Here is a 19,094-nt window from a genome sequence, read left to right as displayed (position 1 = left end):
CAAACTATACAAAAAATCTTAGGACTTTTGTCCTAGGATTTTTTTGTGTTAAAAGCATTTTAAAACATTTTTCGTTAAAAGTAAATCCATAAAAATTTTTTCATTATACGCAAAAAAATAATTGTAATAATTTTTCTCGTGTGTTATAATCTTAACGAGGTGAAAACATGAAACTAGGTTTTTCAAATGAACTATATATAAAGGAACAAAGTGACTATATTTTAAAGAGGGTTGGAAAGTTTGAGAAGCTTTATATGGAGTTTGGCGGTAAATTAATTGGCGATAAGCATGCGCAAAGAGTTTTGCCAGGTTATGATGAAGACGTAAAAACTGTTTTACTTGAAAAATTAAAAGACAGGATGGAAGTCATCATAACTATACACGCTCAAGACATCATATCAAATAAGCTTAATAACAATACTGGATTGACTTACGAGAGAGAAGCAATTAGACTTATCGAGAGATTAAAGGCAAAGGGTATTAAGATTAACAGCGTTGTTATCAATCGTTACAAGAAAGATGAAAATGTTGATAAATTTAAAGAGTACATGGAAGCAAGAGGCATGAGGGTTTATCTTCATGACAAAACTGAAGGCTTCCCTAATGATGTTGACAAAATTCTTTCTGAAGATGGCTTTGGTAAGCACCCATACATTGAGACTACTATGCCTATCATAGTTGTGACTGGCCCAGGCCCAGGCAGCGGTAAGATGACTACATGTTTATCTCAACTTTATCATGAATATAAACGCGGCGTTAAGGCTGGTTATGCAAAATTCGAAACTTTCCCAGTTTGGAATCTTCCACTAAAGCACGAACTAAATCTTGCTTATGAGGCTGCGACTGCTGATTTAAGTGATGTTAACCAAATCGATCCATACCATTTGCAAGCGTATGGCGAAATTTCTGTAAATTATAACAGAGACGTACAAGCCTTTCCTATATTAAAGAAGATTCTTGATAGAATTATGGGCGAAGAATTTTATAAATCTCCAACTGATATGGGTGTAAATAGAATTAAGTCCGGCATCATTGACGAAGAAGTTGTTAAAGAGGCATCAAGACAAGAAATTATCAGAAGATATCTAAAGGCGCTTCTTACTTATAAGATGACTAATCAAAAGAAGGACGAAGCTCAAAGAATCAAGACTCTTATGGAAGAATTAAATCTTAAGGTAGAGGACAGAAAATCTTTGGTTGCTGCTAGAAATAAAAAAGAGGATCTTCTTAAGAAGGGCATCACTAACTCAAATGTAACTGCCATCGAATATGAAGATACCATCATAACTGGTAGAGACGGCGAACTTATGGACTCAGCTGCGGCTGCTGTACTTAATCTTCTTAAGTATATATCAAAACTTCCTGATGAATTGCACTTAATTGATAAGGCTATACTTGAACCAATCATTGAAGTTAAGGGAATAATTGAAAAAGAAGAGAGCCCGCTACTAAATGTTGAAGAGGTTTTAATTTGCCTAGCAACATCAAAGATGTTTAATCCAAGCGCTAAGCTTTGTATAGACAATCTTTCTAATATAAGAAATTTAAGAGCTCACTCAACAGCTATGTTAAATTTAACTGATATAGAATTATTCAGAAAATTAAATATTGACTTAACAAGCGACTATATCGATATAAAATTTTAATAAAAATTAATTAATATAATCTTTTAAAAAACTCCTGATCATTTGATTAGGAGTTTTTCTATGTAAATAGTATTGAATTGCATAAAAAAGGTCAAACTTTTATAGCTTGACCTTAAAATATTATTTTGTTTCATCAATGTAGGCAATCGCTAAACAGCCCGGTCCAACGTGTGCGCCTATTGCAGTTCCTATCTCTCTTATAGCAATATCTTTCGCATCAAATTCTTCGTTAATCATTTCATAAAGCTTTTGAGCGTTTGCTAAGTTATCTGTATGACCAATGATGGTATGCTTAAGTATATCAGGATTGCGTCTTACATCGTCAAAGTAAAGATTTAGTATTTTCTTATAAACTTTTGCTTCGCCACGAACTTTATCTTTTAAGATCAAAGCGCCGTTCTCATCATTTGCAAGTAAAGGCTTGATATTTAAGACTTGACCAACAGCTTTGATTGCTTTTGAAATTCTTCCGCCCCTATAAAGATACTCAAGGTCTTCAACTGTAAATAAGTGGTTAACTTTGCCAGCTAAGAACTTTGCTCTTTCTTCAAGCTCTTCAATCGATTTACCTTCATTATTCATCTTGATAATCTCTCTAACGATAAGCTGCTCACCTATAGTCATGGATTTAGAATTTATAGACACCATCTTAATGTTTGGATACTTTTCTTTTAGCATTTGTATAGCCATGCAAGATGAGTCCCAAGCAGTAGTTAAGCCATATGAAAGACAGATGTATATGAAGTCTTCGCCTTCTTTGCATACTTTTTCAAAACACTCTAAGTACTGGTTAAGATTGATCTGACTAGTTTTGTAAATCTTGCCATTTCTCATGTTTTTATATATTTCCGACGTTTTTATATCAAGTCCGTCACGATAAATATTTTCTATATCATCAGTATCAATAACACTTACATAAAGGGGTTCTAGATTAAATTCTTTAATTTCTTCTTGAGTGAAATCACTCGCACTATCAATTATAATTCTTGTCATTTTTTACCTCTCTCATTTGTTAATTATATCATATAAAATAATTAAAGACAAGCTAAAATATTATCATTTTCGTAATAATTAGCTAAGACTAATACAAAGAGTACAAAAAAATATATTTTTGTGGTATAATACATTCATAAGGGAGGTTTTATTATGTCAATTGACGATAGAGTTAAAAGTTTAAGAGAATTAATGAAGAAAAATGGTATAACTATGTATATAGTTGCCACAGCTGATCCACACATGAACGAGTACTTATCCGATCATTACAAGGATAGAGTCTTCATATCAGGTTTTACTGGCTCACAAGGCAATGTCATAATCACTATGGATAAGGCAATGCTTTGGGCAGACGGAAGATATCACGTTCAAGCTGAAAATCAATTAAAAGGCACTTCTTATGAATTATATAAATGGGGCAAACCAGGTGTTCCAACATTTATGGAATACTTAAGAGATAACGTTAAAGAAGGGGAAGTGATTGGTTTTAACGGAAAAACTTTCTCTGAAGCAATGTTTGAAAGGATAGAGGACCTTGTTGATGACAGGGACGTTAAATTTGTTGACGATGTTGATCTAATCTCAGAAATTTGGACTGATAGACCTGCACTTAAAAAGGACAAAGCCTTTATATTATCTAGTGAAGAAGCAGGCGAGAGCACTAAGGATAAATTATCAAGAGTAAGAGCCAAATTAAAAGAGGAAGGCGCTGACCTAAGCATCATAGCTTCACTTGATGACATTTGCTGGCTATATAACATAAGAGCAAATGATATACAAGATTCACCAGTATTAATTTCATACGCTTACGTTGATTTTGATAAGGCAGCCATCTATACAGATCTTGATAAGCTTGATGATGCCATAATCAAGGCGCTTAATGCACAAGGCGTTGAAGTTAAAAAATATGAAGCATTTGAAGATGATTTAAGAAAGATTAAAGACAAAACTATTTATCTAGATGAAAACAAGATTAATAGATACATGTTCAAGCTTATTGAAGATGATAACTATGTTATAGGTGATATAAATATCACTACTAAGTTTAAAGCAGTTAAAAATGATACTGAAATTAAAAATGTAAAGAAAGCGCACATCACTGATGGTGTGGCACTTGCAAGATTTATGAAGTGGCTTAAAGAGTCTGACAAAAAATCACTTGACGAACTTACTGTTCAAAATAAACTTCATGATTTTAGAGCAATGTCAGAAGATTTCTTGGAAGAAAGCTTTGAGACTATCTGCGGTTATGCTGATAATGCTGCCATCGTTCACTATATGTCAAGTGAAGAAACTAACAAAAAGCTTGATAATAAAGGACTTTTATTAGTTGACAGCGGCGGACAATATCGCTTTGGAACAACTGACGTTACTAGAACCATGGCTATGGGTGCATTAACTGATGAAGAGAAAAAAGGATTTACTCTTGTATTAAAGGGCTTTATTAGACTTATGAGCGTTGTATTTAAGAGAGGCACTAAGGGTTCATCCTTAGACCTTTTAGCAAGACTTGACCTTTACAAGCACCAAATGGATTATCTTCATGGAACTGGTCACGGTGTTGGATATTTACTAAATGTTCACGAAGGACCACACAATATTTCATCAAGATACAATGACATAGACCTAGTTAAGAATATGATTTTCAGTGTTGAGCCAGGCGTTTATGAAGACGGTAAATATGGCGTTAGAACTGAAGTTTTGGTTTATGTTGAAGACGCAGGAACAAGTAAATACGGCGAATTCTTTAGACTTGAGCCACTAACATACGCTCCTATCGATAAGGATGCTATAGATAAAGACATGCTTACAGCTGAAGAAATATTATGGCTAAACGATTATCATAAAGCTGTTTATGAAAAAATATGCCCACTTTTAAATGAAGATGAAAAAGCTTGGCTAAAAAAGGCAACAAGTGAAATTTAATGTTTAACTTTGAAGAAGAGATAAAAAAGCTGCCTAAAAACCCTGGCATTTACATTATGAAAAATGACAAGGGCGAGATAATTTATGTAGGCAAGGCGAAAAATTTATCTAATAGAGTGAGAAGCTACTTTAGAAGCTCTACTAATCACTCTGAAAAAGTTAAGGCTATGGTAAAAAACATTGCCGAATTTGAATATATAATTGTTGATAATGAGGTTGAGGCTCTAATTTTAGAGTCCAACCTTATTAAACGTTACGTGCCTAAGTACAATATAGTACTGCGTGATGATAAAAGTTATCCATATATAAAGGTAACGACTAATGAAAAATATCCGCGCATATTAAAAACTCGTTTACTTAGAAAAGATGGAGCAAAGTACTTTGGCCAGTATCCAAACGCAGCTAGCGTCAACATCGGCATTGATATTATTAATAGAGAGCTTAAATTAAGAGATTGCAATTTAAATATTGAAAAAGTCAAAGGAAAGATAAGGCCTTGTCTAAATTATTTTATCGGCAAGTGCATTGCGCCTTGCAAAGCAGATGTCACTGAGGAAGAGTACGCTGAACTTGTTGATAGAGCGATGAAAATTTTGCAAAATAAAGATAAATCTATTTTGGAAAAATATAAGTCAAAGCTTGACGAAGCGGTTAAAAATCTTGAGTTTGAGAAGGCAGCCGAATACTTAAACGTGGTCAATGCTTTTAATGACATACATAAGGAGCAAAAAATTACTTCGCCCGATGCCATCAATAGAGACGTCCTTGCTTATGCGGAAGGAATTTCAGATGTTATACTAGAATTATTTATCATTCGTGACGGTAAAATCGTTGAGCGAAACTATTATTTATTCGAAAATGAAAAGAAGACCGAGATCAAAGACATATTCAAAGCCTTTATCTCGCAGCATTACTCAGCCAACATCGATATGCCAAATGAAATCATTTCGGAGATAGATTTTCCAGACAGAGAGGAAATGATAGAAGCACTATCAAAGATAGCAAATCATAAGGTTGATATACATGTGCCGCAAAGAGGCGAGAAGAGAGCTTTGGTGCTTATGACGAAGAAAAATGCCATCGACATGGTTGAGAAACATGCAGATAGATATATAAGGAAGAAAGCTTTAAAAGATATGGCGATGCAGCGCTTTAAGGATCTTTTGTGGCTTGAAGACGTTCCAAATAGGCTTGAGTGCTACGACATATCCAACACCATGGGACAAAATTCAGTAGCATCCATGGTTGTCTACGAAAACGGCGATATGCAAAGAAATGAGTACAGACGCTTTAGGATCAAGACCATAATTGGTCCAGACGATTACGGCTCGTTAAGAGAAGTACTAGAGAGAAGATTTTTAAGAAGTATGAAGGACAAAGAAGGTTCATTCGCAGCGCTGCCAGACATAATTCTTATGGATGGCGGACTTGGTCAAGCATCAAGCGCGCAGACGGTTTTGGATAACTTAGGTATAGAGATACCAGTCGTTGGTCTAAAAAAGGACGACCATCACAGAACCGACTCACTCGCTTACATGGGCGAGATTATAAAAATTGATAAAAGCTCAGAACTTTTTAAAATACTCACAAGGATACAAGATGAGGCACACAGATTTGCCATCACATATCATAGGTCCTTAAGAGAGAAAAACATCAATCAATCGATACTTGATGAGATAGTTGGCATCGGTCCAAAAAAGAAGAAGATATTATACGAAGCCTTCGACGATATTGATGCAATCAGAAGAGCAAGTCTTGAAAAATTAGAATCAATCAAGGGTATATCAAAGACAAACGCAAAAGATATATACGAATTTTTCAGAAAAGATACTTAGTTAATTTAAGTATCTTTTTTTATTGAATTATTGCTTGAAGTAAAAAAGAAGAGTTTAAAATTAAAATCTTAGCAAGAGTCTTATTGGATTAGCATTTTTTATACAAATTCAAGGTTTATTTAATTATTTATATAAAGTGCTTGACAAATTAATTAGCTAGTGCTAACATATATTTATAATAATATTATAAAGCTGTGAATTAAATTATTATATTAGAAGATAAAGGAAAATTTTATTAAATTATTTATCATGAGGAGAAAATCTTATGAAACAATTTGATTTTAATGATGACAAGAAAATAAAAGCTGACTACAAAAACTGGATGCCTAAAAGACTCTTGGTCGCTAAGATTTGTGAAAGTCTAGTAAGTCTTGTTTTGTTTGGTATATTTGGTGCAAGTGACCTAGTTCTTCAAGGAAGGCCAAGGATTATCTGCGGATTTATCCTAGGGGCATTGTGCCTAATACTTATATTACTTACTTTCTGGCTTAGCATCTTATATAAGAGCTTTGATTACAAGGGCAAAAGAAAGCTCGCTAAAGTCATTATAGAAGGGACTGCTGACTATTTAAAAATCCAAGATGGTGGAGTGGGCTTAGATGTGGGCTGCGGCAGTGGCGCACTTACTATAGCCTGTGCAAAGAAAAATCCAGGAGCAATCATGGTGGGTTGTGATATATGGAGTGGTCCATACAAGAGTGAATTCTCAAAGAAGCTCTGCCAGGACAATGCTAGGGCTGAGGGAGTAGCAAATGTGAGATTTGAAGAAGGAAATGCAGTGAATCTTCCATTTGAAGATGAAAGTTTTGATGCAGTGACAAGCAACTATGTTTATCACAACATTGTAGGAAAAAACAAACAAAAACTTTTACTGGAAACATTTCGTGTACTTAAAAAAGGTGGAGTTTTTGTTATTCATGATTTGATGAGCAAGTCAAGATATGGAGATATGAATAAATTTATTGAAAAGCTGAAAAAAGATGGCTACGAAGATGTGAAATTAATTGATACAACAAAGGGTCTTTTTATGAATCACAAAGAAGCTATTTTGCTGGGACTTTCCGGTTCGACGCTTCTTATTGGGAGAAAATAAATTTGTATATAAATTACTAAAACAAAATTTATGGGTCATGGACAATTTCTCCACGATCATCCCAAAGAATACGCGGAGAAACTAAAAATCTTTTTGGAAAATAAATAAGGAGAATATTATGGATATAACAAGAGCAATATTAGATGGAATTGCAATGGCTGCTATTTTTAACGGTGCAGTGGCAGCTTTTGTACTGATTAACCCGAGATTTTTCTTTGATTCCTATCCAAAGAAAATACAAAATTCGGCTCCAGAAAAGATGACAAAAGAAGAAAAAAGAATAAATTTAATACTTACATTTATAATTTTAGGAATCGTATTTATATATGGAGTGACCTCTCTTTTACATACGGGAATAAGAGGACTTAGAGATCTTTTCTGGATGAGCTATATTCAGTGGACAATATTAAACTTGGGAGATTTCTTTCTATTGGATGTAATTTTGTTCCAAGGAAAGTACAAGGATAAGATAGTGATACCAGGTACAGAAGGACATGAAGACTACGAATTTGGAAATTGGATGAAACATTTGGCTATTAAAGAACATTTTATCTTAACGCCATTTTTGATAATTCCAATCGCATCTATAGTCCAAGCGTGGCTAGTGATTCTACTTGGATTATAAAATAAAATTTTAAATGTATGACGAAACTTGTTACACAAAGAAGTTCGAGAAATAACACTTTAAAAAATGAGACTGATATACGATAATAATAAATAAAATAAATTTAAGTAAAGAATCACAAGGAGAACAATTTGGAAATTAGAAAAATATCAAAATCAGATTTAGAAGAATTAGCAAAGTTAATGGTAGATGTCTACAATGCTCCACCTTGGAATAATAAATGGACAAAAGAAACAGCCCTAGAATCCTTAAGCGATATTTTAGGCTTCCCTAAATTTTTTGGCAATGTAATTGTCGATGGAAATAAAATAATTGGTGCAATAATTGGTCATATAAGAAGATATGCTACTGAATCAACTTTTTATATTGATGAGTTTTTTGTTTCTGAAGAATATAGAGGGACTGGTCTATCAAAAGAACTTTACCAAACGAGTATAAAACAATTGAAGCAAAAAGGTATAAGTGGTGCGTTTTTTACTACTTTAAAAAATTCGCGAGCCTACTATTTTTACGTAAAACAAGGTGCTTGGGATTTGGAAGATTCCTCATGCTTCTACCATAAATTTTAGCAGCTTTCTATCAAGTTGATACTTATGAGATAGTTGGCATTGCTCCAAAAAGAAAAGATATATATGAATTTTCAGAAAAGATACTTAGTTAATTTAAGTATCTTTTTTTAATTGCTTATGACTACTTAATATGAATAAAAATATTATCATTAAAATTTATAATAATATTAAATCCAAGAACATAAAAATAAAAAAATATATAAAATTTTTTAATATAAGAAAATCTTATAGGTGATCTAAATCACATTTATAAAATTTTCTTGCAAAACTTTTGCCTTTGATATATAATTGAACATGTAAAAGATAATAATTTTAATAGGAGGAATAAAAATGGCAAAACAATTTAAAACCATGGATGGTAACACAGCCGCTGCTTATGTATCATATGCATTTACAGAAGTTGCTGCCATCTACCCAATAACTCCTTCATCAAATATGGCTGAAGCTGTTGACAGTTGGTCTGCTCATGGCAAGACAAACATATTTGGCGAAAGAGTTTTAGTTCAAGAAATGCAATCTGAAGCTGGTGCAGCAGGTGCTGTACACGGATCATTACAAGCAGGTGCATTGACTACTACATATACAGCTTCACAAGGTCTTCTACTTATGATACCTAATATGTATAAGATCGCTGGCGAATTACTTCCAGGTGTATTCCACGTATCAGCTAGAGCTTTAGCATCACACGCTCTAAGCATATTTGGTGACCACCAAGACGTTATGGCATGCCGTCAAACTGGATTTGCTATGTTAGCATCTGGTTCAGTACAAGAAGTTATGGACCTAGCAAGTGTTGCTCACCTTTCAGCAATCAAGGGAAGAGTACCATTCTTACACTTCTTCGACGGATTTAGAACTTCTCACGAAATTCAAAAAATTGAAGTAATCGACTATGAAGATCTAAAGAAACTTCTTGACAAGGACGCTCTAAGAAAGTTCAGAGAAAACGCTTTGAACCCTGAACATCCAGTAACAAGAGGTACTGCTCAAAACCCTGATATCTATTTCCAAGCTGCAGAAGCATCTAACAAACACTATGAAGATATCGTAGAAATAGCTGCTGACTACATGAAGGAACTTTCAAAGATTACAGGAAGAGAATACAAACCATTCAACTACTACGGAGCTGAAGATGCTGAAGACATCATCGTTGCTATGGGTTCTGTAACTGATACAGTTGAAGAAACTGTTGATTATTTAAACAGCAACGGCAAAAAAGTTGGTCTTATCAAGGTTAGACTATATAGACCATTCTCTAAGAAATACTTCTTCGATGTATATCCAAAGACAGTTAAGAGAATCGCTGTTCTAGATAGAACTAAGGAAAAGGGCGCTCTAGGCGAACCACTATATCTTGACGTTAAGTCAATGTTCTACGATGCAGATACTAAGCCACTTATCGTTGGTGGTAGATACGGTTTAGGTTCAAAGGATACTACTCCTTCACAAATCTTATCTGTATATGAAAACTTAGAATCATCAAACCCTATCAATGGCTTCACTATTGGTATCAATGATGACGTTACTCATAAATCACTAGAAATTAAGAAAATTATAAATACAGAACCAGAAGGAACTATCAAGTGTAAATTCTGGGGCTTCGGTTCAGACGGTACAGTAGGTGCTAACAAATCAGCTATCAAGATTATCGGTGATAACACTGATTTATACGCACAAGGCTACTTTGCTTATGACTCTAAAAAATCAGGTGGTGTAACTGTTTCTCACTTAAGATTCGGTAAATCACCTATCAAATCAACATACCTAATCAGTCACGCAGACTTCATAAGCTGTTCAAAACAATCTTACATCAATCTATATGATTTATTAGATGGACTTAAAGATGGCGGAACATTCTTATTAAACTGCATTTGGGACGAAAAGGAACTAGAAGAAAACTTACCTAACAGCTTAAAACGCTCTATTGCTGAGCACAATGCTAAGTTCTACACAATAAACGCAACTAGAATAGCTGAAGAAATCGGTCTAGGCGGAAGAACTAACATGATTATGCAAGCTGCATTCTTCAAGTTATCTGAAGTACTTCCTCTTGACGAAGCAATTGCTCACTTAAAAGACTCTATCGTTAAATCTTATGGACGTAAGGGTGAAAAAGTAGTTAACATGAACTACCAAGCAGTTGATAAGGGTATTGAAGAATTAAAAGAAATTAAATATCCACAAAGCTGGAAAGACTTAAAAGACGAAAAAGAAGAAAAGAAAGAAACTACTAAATTCTTTGAAGAAGTTGCTGAAGTAATGAACGCTCAAAAGGGTGACACTCTTCCAGTATCTAAGTTTATAGGTATTGAAGACGGTACTTTTGAAAATGGTACAGCTAAGTTCGAAAAGAGAGCTATCGCTGTTAACCTACCACATTGGAAGAAAGAAAATTGTATCCAATGTAACCAATGTTCATACATCTGCCCACACGCTGTAATTAGACCAATACTTTTAAACGCAGATGAAGCTGCTAAGGCTCCTGAAACATTTGAAACAATCGAAGCTAAAGGCAAGGGACTAGAAGGATTACAATACAGAATGCAAGTATCTTCACTTGACTGTACAGGTTGCGGTAACTGCGCTGACATTTGTCCAGCTAAGGATAAAGCACTAGAAATGGTTCATTTCGAAGACATTGCAGAAGTAGAAAATGAAAATTGGGATTTCGCTATGGACGAAGTTGAAGTTAAAGACGACGTTATGGATAAATTTAGTGTTAAGGGATCTCAATTCCAACAACCACTTCTTGAATTCTCAGGCGCTTGCGCTGGTTGCGGTGAAACTGCTTATGCTAAGTTAATCACTCAATTATATGGCGACAGAATGATCATTGCCAATGCAACTGGTTGTTCATCAATTTGGGGAGGTTCAGCTCCATCAACTCCATACTGCGTAAACAAATGCGGCAAGGGACCTGCTTGGGCTAACTCACTATTTGAAGATAACGCTGAATATGGCTATGGTTTTGCTTTAGCTGATGAAGTTAATAGAAACAGAATTAAATCTCTAATGGAAAGCTACAACGCTCTAGACAATAAGGATTCTGAACTAGAAGAAGCATTCAAACTTTGGTTATCAGATATGAGAGACGAAAGAGTAAGCAAAGAAGCTTATGCTAAGATGGCTAAGAAATTAGATAAGAAAACTGGAGACGCAGCTCAAGACGAAATACTAGAACAACTTGATGAATTAAGAGATTACATGATTAGAAAATCTGTTTGGGTATTCGGTGGAGACGGCTGGGCTTATGATATAGGCTTTGGCGGACTTGATCACGTACTAGCATCTGGTAAAGACATCAACGTATTTGTATTCGATACAGAAGTTTATTCAAATACAGGTGGACAATCATCAAAAGCTACTCCAACAGCAGCTGTTGCAAAATTTGCAGCATCTGGTAAGAAGATCAGAAAGAAAGACCTTGGTCTAATGATGACAAGCTATGGCTACGTATACGTTGCTCAAATCGCTCTAGGCGCTAACATGAACCAAGCATTAAAAGCAATTAAAGAAGCAGAAGAATACGATGGACCATCAATCATCATCGCTTACGCTCCATGTATCAACCACGGATTAAAATGCGGTATGGGCAAGAGCGTTAACAGAGAAAAACAAGCCGTTGCTGCTGGTTACTGGCACCTATACAGATTCGACCCAAGACTTGAAAAAGAAGGCAAGAATCCATTTGTACTAGATTCAAAAGATCCTACAGAATCATTCCAAGACTTCATAGGCTCTGAAGTAAGATACACATCACTTCAAAAGGATTTCCCTGAAGAAGCAGAAATTTTATTCAAAGCAGCTGAAGAATCTGCAAAAGACAGACTTGCAAACTACAAGAGAATGGCTGGCTTAGATAAATAATTTAAATAAATATATTTAATTAGATGCGAGGAGAGATTTTCGCATCTTTTTTATTGCAATTCACACTTCAATAAATTATAATATATAAAAGGAAGTGAAGAGATGAAACTTATTAAAGCAAATAAAAATCATAAAGATATAGTTTTAGAATTTAAAGAGAAAATAATAGAAGCAGGAGAAAGATTTTGTGGAGTTAGTGGACTTGAAAGACTTGATTTTGATGAGTGGCTTGAAAGGAATAAGTCAATAGAAAATAAAAGCACCTGCCCAGATGGAATAGTCCCTGCGATGCAATATATTTATACTGATGACGATGAGAGCAAAGTTATTGGCATGATAAATTTAAGATTTGAACTAAATGACTTTTTAATGAAGTTTGGTGGACACATAGGCTACTCAATAGTACCAGATGAAAGACGCAAAGGTTTTGCAAAAGCTATGCTTAAAGAGGGACTTAAGTTTTATAAAAATCATGACTATGAAAAAGTGCTTATTACATGCGACATTAATAATATAGCGTCAGCAAAGACCATAGAAGCGTGTGGAGGAGTACTTGAAAATATATTAAAAGAAGATGAATTTCACTCAACAAAAAGATACTGGATTAAATTATAATTGGGTATATATATTTTAAGGAGTTGATTATATGTATTTACTAAGACTATACAGAGACTTTGACCTTGTCTACTCGATAGGCATGTTCAAAGAAGAAAAAGATTACAAAGAGTTTTTAAAAGGCATTCCAAGCTGCAAACCTGAAGAAGATGGCTACAACTATAGAATATATTTAGATGGTTTTCCAGCACTTTTAAAGCTAAAATTTAACGATGCCGATTTTATTCTATCAAGAGACATATTTTTAAATAGAGAATATCTTTATGTTGATGTCGAAGAGTATCCCGTGCTTAATGAATATAAGGGCATGTACGATAAATATCAAGTGATTGGCGCTTATGCCATCGGCACAGATGAGCTTGAAGACTATGTTACAAGACGCAATAAAAAGCTAGAACTTGTATTTAAGATACTTGATGACATGGGTATCGAAGCTTTTAGAGACTATTCTGACTCTGAAGATGGCGAGTGCATCATTCTTAAAAAAGACTCAAGTATATTATTTGTGCTTGATCCATCATTTAATGAAGACCTTCCAGACGATGAGGCTGGCTTAAGAAAGGCTATCGAAGAAGAGCTTAAGAACAGATAAATAAAATTATAAAGATCTAAGTTTTATTTAGATCTTTTTTAGTCTATATACATTGCTAATGTGATAACAATTGTGATTAAAATGCTTGACAATTATGATTAAATCTAATATAATAACAATGTTAATATATATGTAAGGGGAGAGATGTATGGCCAAAGAACAATACTTAACAGAAGAGGGTTTAAAACAAAAGGAAGAAGAGCTTGAGTATCTTAAGACGGTCGCAAGAAGAGAAGTTGCCGAAAAGATCAAGATAGCTCTAGGATACGGAGACTTAAGTGAAAACGCTGAATATGATCAAGCTAAAAATGATCAAGCGGCACTTGAAGAAAAAATTGCTAAACTAGAAAACATACTTAGAAATGCAGTACTTATAGACGAAGCAGGAGATACAGATAATAAATCGGTAAAGGTTGGCTCGAATGTTAGGTTCAAGGACTTGGATACAGACGAGTTTTTAGAATACCAAATCGTTGGTGTTGTAGAAGCGGATCCATTTAATGGCAAGATCTCAAATGAAAGCCCTGTTGGCAGAGCCATGATAGGCAGAAAAAGAAATCAAGTTGTTGAAGTAGAAGCACCATCGGGTATTAAGAAATATAAAATAACAAAGATATCATAGGAGTTGAAAGATGCAAAACACAGATTTAAATGAAATGCTTCAAATTCGTAGACAAAAGTTAAAAGACTTACAAGATCAAGGCAAGAACCCATTCAAGATTGAAAAGTTCAATCCTGATCATCACACAACAGATATTACTGATAACTTTGAAGAATTTGAAGGCAAAGAAGTTACCTTAGCTGGTAGAGTTATGTCAAAGAGAGGCCACGGCAAGATCTCATTTATGGACATACAAGATATGAAAGGCAGAATACAAATCCTTTCAAAAATTGACGAATTAGGCGAAGAAGCCTACAAGATTATCTCATACTTAGATATGGGCGACATCGTTGGCGTTGAAGGCGAAGTTTTTAAAACACAATCAGGAGAAATCAGTATAAAAGCTAAAAAGCTTACATTACTTTCCAAATCCTTACAAATACTACCTGAAAAGTGGCACGGATTAAAAGACCCAGACCTTAGATACAGACAAAGATACGTTGATTTAATCGTAAATCCAGAAGTAAAAGAAACATTCTTATTAAGAAATAAAATCATAAAAAAGATTAGAGAATTCTTAGACAATTTAGGCTACTTAGAAGTAGAAACACCTATACTTGGCAATATTGCTGGTGGCGCAAACGCAAGACCATTCTTAACACATCATAACGCACTAAACATCGATATGTCACTTAGAATAGCGAACGAGCTTTATCTAAAGAGACTTATAGTTGGTGGTTTTGACAAAGTTTATGAAATGGGTAAGATGTTCAGAAACGAAGGTATGGACACAAGACACAATCCAGAGTTTACTAATATCGAGCTATACGAAGCATATGCTGACTATAACGATATGATGGAAATAACTGAAAATCTTGTTGCTTATGTAGCTAAAGAAGTTTTGGGAACTACAAAAGTTGAGTATCAAGGCAAAACTATTGATTTTACTCCACCATGGAAAAGAATCAAGATGCAAGATGCAGTTAAAGAGCACACAGGTGTTGACTTTGATAAGATAAATACAGATGAAGAAGCTATCGAAGTAGCTAAAGAACATAAATTAGAGATAAAACCTGGCATGACTAGAGGACACGTTATTAGCGAAATGTTCGAAGAATTCTGCGAACAATATATGGATCAGCCAACATTTATCATTGGCCACCCAGTAGAAATTTCTCCATTAGCAAAGAGAAATCCAGATGACCCAAGAATTACTAACAGATTCGAAGCCTTTGCTAATTGCTGGGAAATTGCAAACGCATTCTCAGAATTAAACGATCCAATCGATCAAAGAGAAAGATTTGAAGAGCAATTAAGACAAAAAGAATATGGCGACGACGAAGCTCATCCAATGGACGAAGACTTCTTAAACGCTATAGAAGTTGGTCTTCCACCAACAGGCGGACTTGGTATAGGTGTAGATAGATTAATCATACTATTAACAAATCAGGCATCTATAAGAGACGTAATCTTCTTCCCAACAATGAAGCCAATAGGCGCTGATCCTAATGCAGATGCAGCACCAAAGGCAAGCGTTAAAGCGGATGAAAAGATTGACTTTTCAAAAGTTGAGATAGAACCATTATTTAAAGATATGGTAGACTTTGAAACATTTTCTAAATCAGACTTTAGAGCAGTTAAGGTAAAAGAGTGCTCAGCAGTACCTAAGTCAAAGAAATTATTAAAATTTGTTCTTGACGACGGAACAGGAGAAGACAGAGTGATATTAAGCGGTATACATGAATACTACGAGCCAGAAGAGCTAGTAGGCAAAACACTTATCGCAATAGTCAACCTTCCACCAAGAGCCATGATGGGCATAGACTCATGCGGCATGCTTTTATCAGCAATACACGAAGAAGAAGGCAAAGAAAAGCTTCATTTATTAATGGTAGATAATCATATACCAGCAGGAGCAAAATTATACTAAAAGAATACGCTAATTATGAAACTGGGGTTTGTTATGAATCCCAGTTTAATTTTTATATTAAGCATGATACTACGTTATTAAACGTAGTTTCTACTTTAGATCTATATAACACATCAGAAACAAGATCAAATCAAAAATATTTTGGTCTAAATTACCAAAAAACGGCAAAGAACTTATGAGCCAAGATTAAATAACTGTAATGGATGGTGGCAAGTGTATATACCAGCTAAGAGGAGTAATACCTTTTCTATCTGATAAATTCGATATTACAAAGCATAAGAATTACAAGTTATTGGAAGATTATGATGAGAGAAATGTTTTTGATGTAGAGAAATATTTACAAAAAAAGATGGAGTTAGGTTAAATGAAAAATAAAAACAGGAAAAATTTAATAATAGTGACTTTAATGATAGGGTTGATATTTATAACTTCTTGTTCTAAAGAAAAAAATGTTAAAAGTGAAGAATTTCATTTGTTTAAAGAAGAGATGTCATCAAATAAAAAAATAGGTGAGATTCAAATAAAATTTTTAAGACCATCCTTATATATTAATTTTGTTACATCTGAAAATTTTAAAATTAATGATGTAAAAAAAGTAATAGATAAATTAAAACCACTCATAAATACCAATCACATGGATGAAATTGCAAGCAAATATTGGGAAAAAGATACAAAAGTATCTACTGTATATATATCTTTTTATAATGGGAAAATAGATAAGAATGACACAAGAAAGAATCTCGTGTATAGTATATATACAGAGTATTATAAAACTCATGTTGTTGATGATAATCCTTTAAATATAGATGCTTATAGCACATGGTTTATAGAAGTTGATGGGAAAGAATATCAACTTGAGGATTACTTAGACGGAGATTATTAAAATTGGTATATTTTTATCTAAGAGTAGTAAGACATTTCTTGTCTGATAAATTCGATATTACAAAGCATAAGAATTACAAGTTATTGGAAGATTATGATGAGAGAAATGTTTTTGATATTGAAAAGTATATTACACGAAAGGGTAAAGCTAAGATAAATGGTAATACAGTGATAACCAGATTGTAATATTTACTGTAAGAGTCTACACATGCGAGGGACTATATTATATAATAGAACTAGATAAATTAGAATTTGTGGAGGAGAAAATGATGGATAAATTAAGAAAAGAAATTGCAATTCAGCAGAAAAAAGGATTACCATTTATCATGGCATCGGTGATTATATGGCTTCTGATAGTACTTGTGTCAATTTTAGATATCAATATGAATATGAAAAATTTATTGGTGTTTTGCTGTTCATGCCCATTATTACCGCTGTCTTGGCTCATTGGTAAACTTATAAAGGTGGATATCTTTTCAAAACAAAATCCACTTGGACAATTAGGCTTCATTTTCACCTTAAATCAAATGGTTTATTTATTAATCGTTATGTGGGTGTTTAGTGCGGTTCCGGAAAAGATGATTATGGTATACGCTATGGTGTTTGGAGCACATTTATTTCCCTATTCATGGTTGTATCAATCAAAGGGATATACAGTTGCTGCAATTTCCATTCCGATGATTTCTTTGATTTTAGGATGTGCATTAAACGGCACAACGGTTGCTGTTGCGGCATGTATTATTGAGATAGTATTTGCTTGTGTATTACATATGGAATTAAAGAAAATGGGAGATAACTAAAACAAATCCCAGTTTGTCGAGCCAAATAATTAAATAGAAACGCAAGAGATGATAGATAATTAAACTCTATCGTCTTTTTTTATACGATAATTTATCTTTTATAACGCATCATGTAATCATACAAAATTATTGATGTCGCAATCGAAACATTTAAGCTATCACAATCACCATGCATCGGTATCTTAATCATCTCATAGCGCTTTTCATACCAAGGAAGCGATATACCATATTTTTCGCTGCCAATCACAAAGCAAACTTTGTCCTTATATTCAGTATCCATGTATATGGCTTTGGCATCAGTATCAGTTAAGTAAATGGTATAGCCATTATCCATTAGATAAGAATAAAGTTCATCGAAATTTGTATCAATAATATTCATATTAAGAAAGCTTCCAAGAGAGGAGCGAACAAGTTTCGGGTGATTGATTCTGACCTTTCTATTGATAAAGACAACATCATAGATGGCAAGCGCATCAAGCGTTCTAAGTATAGTGCCAATATTGCCATGAATTTCAAGACCGTCAAGCACAACTAGAGGCTTAGTGGGATCAATGGACTTGAAGCTGCCTTCATTCATAAAGAAGACCGTGATGATGCCTTGAGGGTTCTTCTCCTCACTTAAGTAGTCAAAAGTTTTCTTCGAGACGAAATAAAGCTTGGCATCTCTATCAAACGCTTCAGCAACAAGGCTTTGCGCCTCAGCAGTTTTTATGTACTCAGGACAGATGACCAAGTAATTAAGTTTCTTATTGTACTTAAGAATCAAATTCAGCCCCCAAACACCTTCAAGAGCAATCTCATTTAATGGATTTGGCCTTGAATTGTTATTTAATTTAATAAGACTAAGGATATCAGGATGCTTTTTTGATGCCTCAGTATATTTACCAGAAAAGACTTCCTTTATATAAGGGATTCTTTCTTCATCACTCATAGAGTTTAAATCAATAAATTTCATATAATCACCAAGAAAATTATAGCACATGAAAAAAGAAAAAGCAATTGAAGTATATAGACGAATAAAAAATTTGTGTAAAGCAATTTACTTGACAACTACATGGAGCGGAGTGTAAATAAAAAGTAAAAATATTTACAAAAAACTTTAAAATTTTTTAAAAAACTT

15 protein-coding genes are annotated in these 19,094 nt (G+C 33.9%); 13 read left to right on the top strand and 2 right to left on the bottom strand.

What is annotated here, in order from left to right; all coding sequences use genetic code 11:
* Positions 1–167: 167 nt before the first annotated feature.
* The gene (locus BN30_RS01855) at positions 168–1,646 is read left to right on the top strand and encodes a DUF1846 domain-containing protein (protein ID WP_019213834.1); all 1,479 of its coding nucleotides are present in this window, start codon (positions 168–170) and stop codon (positions 1,644–1,646) included.
* 120 nt (positions 1,647–1,766) lie between these two features.
* On the opposite strand, the gene BN30_RS01850 is transcribed toward BN30_RS01855, so the two are convergent.
* Positions 1,767–2,639: a DegV family protein gene (locus BN30_RS01850; protein WP_019213833.1), complete on the bottom strand. Its 873-nt coding sequence runs from the start codon at positions 2,637–2,639 to the stop codon at positions 1,767–1,769.
* Between the two features lie 153 nt (positions 2,640–2,792).
* Between BN30_RS01850 and BN30_RS01845 the strand changes: the two genes are divergently transcribed.
* From BN30_RS01845 to BN30_RS01780, 12 genes are all read left to right on the top strand, one after another.
* Positions 2,793–4,565: an aminopeptidase P family protein gene (locus BN30_RS01845; RefSeq protein ID WP_019213832.1), complete on the top strand. Its 1,773-nt coding sequence runs from the start codon at positions 2,793–2,795 to the stop codon at positions 4,563–4,565.
* Entirely contained in the window at positions 4,565–6,400 is a 1,836-nt protein-coding gene (gene uvrC, locus BN30_RS01840) for an excinuclease ABC subunit UvrC (RefSeq protein WP_019213831.1), read from the top strand. The genes BN30_RS01845 and uvrC overlap by 1 nt, the downstream gene beginning before the upstream one ends.
* Before the next feature lie 265 nt (positions 6,401–6,665).
* On the top strand, positions 6,666–7,493 hold the full coding sequence (locus BN30_RS01835) for a class I SAM-dependent methyltransferase (RefSeq protein WP_019213830.1): 828 nt from the start codon (positions 6,666–6,668) through the stop codon (positions 7,491–7,493).
* A 118-nt stretch (positions 7,494–7,611) separates the two neighbouring features.
* On the top strand, positions 7,612–8,118 hold the full coding sequence (locus BN30_RS01830) for a hypothetical protein (RefSeq protein ID WP_019213829.1): 507 nt from the start codon (positions 7,612–7,614) through the stop codon (positions 8,116–8,118).
* Positions 8,119–8,249: 131 nt separating this feature from the next.
* A complete protein-coding gene (locus BN30_RS01825) occupies positions 8,250–8,687 on the top strand; it encodes a GNAT family N-acetyltransferase (protein WP_019213828.1) in 438 nt (145 codons plus the stop codon).
* Positions 8,688–9,017: 330 nt separating this feature from the next.
* Entirely contained in the window at positions 9,018–12,554 is a 3,537-nt protein-coding gene (nifJ, locus tag BN30_RS01820; RefSeq protein ID WP_019213827.1) for a pyruvate:ferredoxin (flavodoxin) oxidoreductase, read from the top strand.
* 102 nt (positions 12,555–12,656) lie between these two features.
* The gene (locus BN30_RS01815) at positions 12,657–13,169 is read left to right on the top strand and encodes a GNAT family N-acetyltransferase (protein WP_019213826.1); all 513 of its coding nucleotides are present in this window, start codon (positions 12,657–12,659) and stop codon (positions 13,167–13,169) included.
* Between the two features lie 31 nt (positions 13,170–13,200).
* Positions 13,201–13,761, top strand: a complete 561-nt coding sequence (locus BN30_RS09540; protein ID WP_019213825.1) for a hypothetical protein — start codon at positions 13,201–13,203, stop codon at positions 13,759–13,761.
* 148 nt (positions 13,762–13,909) lie between these two features.
* The gene (gene greA / locus BN30_RS01805) at positions 13,910–14,383 is read left to right on the top strand and encodes a transcription elongation factor GreA (protein WP_019213824.1); all 474 of its coding nucleotides are present in this window, start codon (positions 13,910–13,912) and stop codon (positions 14,381–14,383) included.
* Positions 14,384–14,393: 10 nt separating this feature from the next.
* On the top strand, positions 14,394–16,292 hold the full coding sequence (lysS, locus tag BN30_RS01800; protein ID WP_019213823.1) for a lysine--tRNA ligase: 1,899 nt from the start codon (positions 14,394–14,396) through the stop codon (positions 16,290–16,292).
* Between the two features lie 364 nt (positions 16,293–16,656).
* Positions 16,657–17,175, top strand: a complete 519-nt coding sequence (locus BN30_RS10530) for a hypothetical protein (RefSeq protein ID WP_019213821.1) — start codon at positions 16,657–16,659, stop codon at positions 17,173–17,175.
* A 268-nt stretch (positions 17,176–17,443) separates the two neighbouring features.
* Positions 17,444–17,974, top strand: coding sequence for a DUF7010 family protein (locus tag BN30_RS01780; protein ID WP_012797130.1), 531 nt, complete (start codon positions 17,444–17,446; stop codon positions 17,972–17,974).
* 91 nt (positions 17,975–18,065) lie between these two features.
* On the opposite strand, the gene BN30_RS01775 is transcribed toward BN30_RS01780, so the two are convergent.
* Entirely contained in the window at positions 18,066–18,929 is an 864-nt protein-coding gene (locus BN30_RS01775) for a TrmH family RNA methyltransferase (protein ID WP_019213819.1), read from the bottom strand.
* Positions 18,930–19,094: the final 165 nt, after the last annotated feature.

Source organism: Fenollaria massiliensis (assembly GCF_000312505.2).
GTDB classification, from domain to species: Bacteria; Bacillota; Clostridia; order Tissierellales; family Peptoniphilaceae; genus Fenollaria; species Fenollaria massiliensis.
The sequence above is the reverse complement of the archived record's forward strand: the minus strand, read 5'-3'. Positions and strand labels throughout refer to the sequence as shown.

Excerpts from the sequence above, each read along its gene's own strand:
- BN30_RS01855 (WP_019213834.1), top strand. The coding sequence starts at position 168 with ATGAAACTAGGTTTTTCAAATGAACTATATATAAAGGAACAAAGTGAC.
- BN30_RS01850 (WP_019213833.1), bottom strand. The coding sequence starts at position 2,639 with ATGACAAGAATTATAATTGATAGTGCGAGTGATTTCACTCAAGAAGAA.
- BN30_RS01845 (WP_019213832.1), top strand. The coding sequence starts at position 2,793 with ATGTCAATTGACGATAGAGTTAAAAGTTTAAGAGAATTAATGAAGAAA.
- uvrC (WP_019213831.1), top strand. The coding sequence starts at position 4,565 with ATGTTTAACTTTGAAGAAGAGATAAAAAAGCTGCCTAAAAACCCTGGC.
- BN30_RS01835 (WP_019213830.1), top strand. The coding sequence starts at position 6,666 with ATGAAACAATTTGATTTTAATGATGACAAGAAAATAAAAGCTGACTAC.
- BN30_RS01830 (WP_019213829.1), top strand. The coding sequence starts at position 7,612 with ATGGATATAACAAGAGCAATATTAGATGGAATTGCAATGGCTGCTATT.
- nifJ (WP_019213827.1), top strand. The coding sequence starts at position 9,018 with ATGGCAAAACAATTTAAAACCATGGATGGTAACACAGCCGCTGCTTAT.
- BN30_RS01815 (WP_019213826.1), top strand. The coding sequence starts at position 12,657 with ATGAAACTTATTAAAGCAAATAAAAATCATAAAGATATAGTTTTAGAA.
- BN30_RS09540 (WP_019213825.1), top strand. The coding sequence starts at position 13,201 with ATGTATTTACTAAGACTATACAGAGACTTTGACCTTGTCTACTCGATA.
- greA (WP_019213824.1), top strand. The coding sequence starts at position 13,910 with ATGGCCAAAGAACAATACTTAACAGAAGAGGGTTTAAAACAAAAGGAA.
- lysS (WP_019213823.1), top strand. The coding sequence starts at position 14,394 with ATGCAAAACACAGATTTAAATGAAATGCTTCAAATTCGTAGACAAAAG.
- BN30_RS10530 (WP_019213821.1), top strand. The coding sequence starts at position 16,657 with ATGAAAAATAAAAACAGGAAAAATTTAATAATAGTGACTTTAATGATA.
- BN30_RS01780 (WP_012797130.1), top strand. The coding sequence starts at position 17,444 with ATGGATAAATTAAGAAAAGAAATTGCAATTCAGCAGAAAAAAGGATTA.
- BN30_RS01775 (WP_019213819.1), bottom strand. The coding sequence starts at position 18,929 with ATGAAATTTATTGATTTAAACTCTATGAGTGATGAAGAAAGAATCCCT.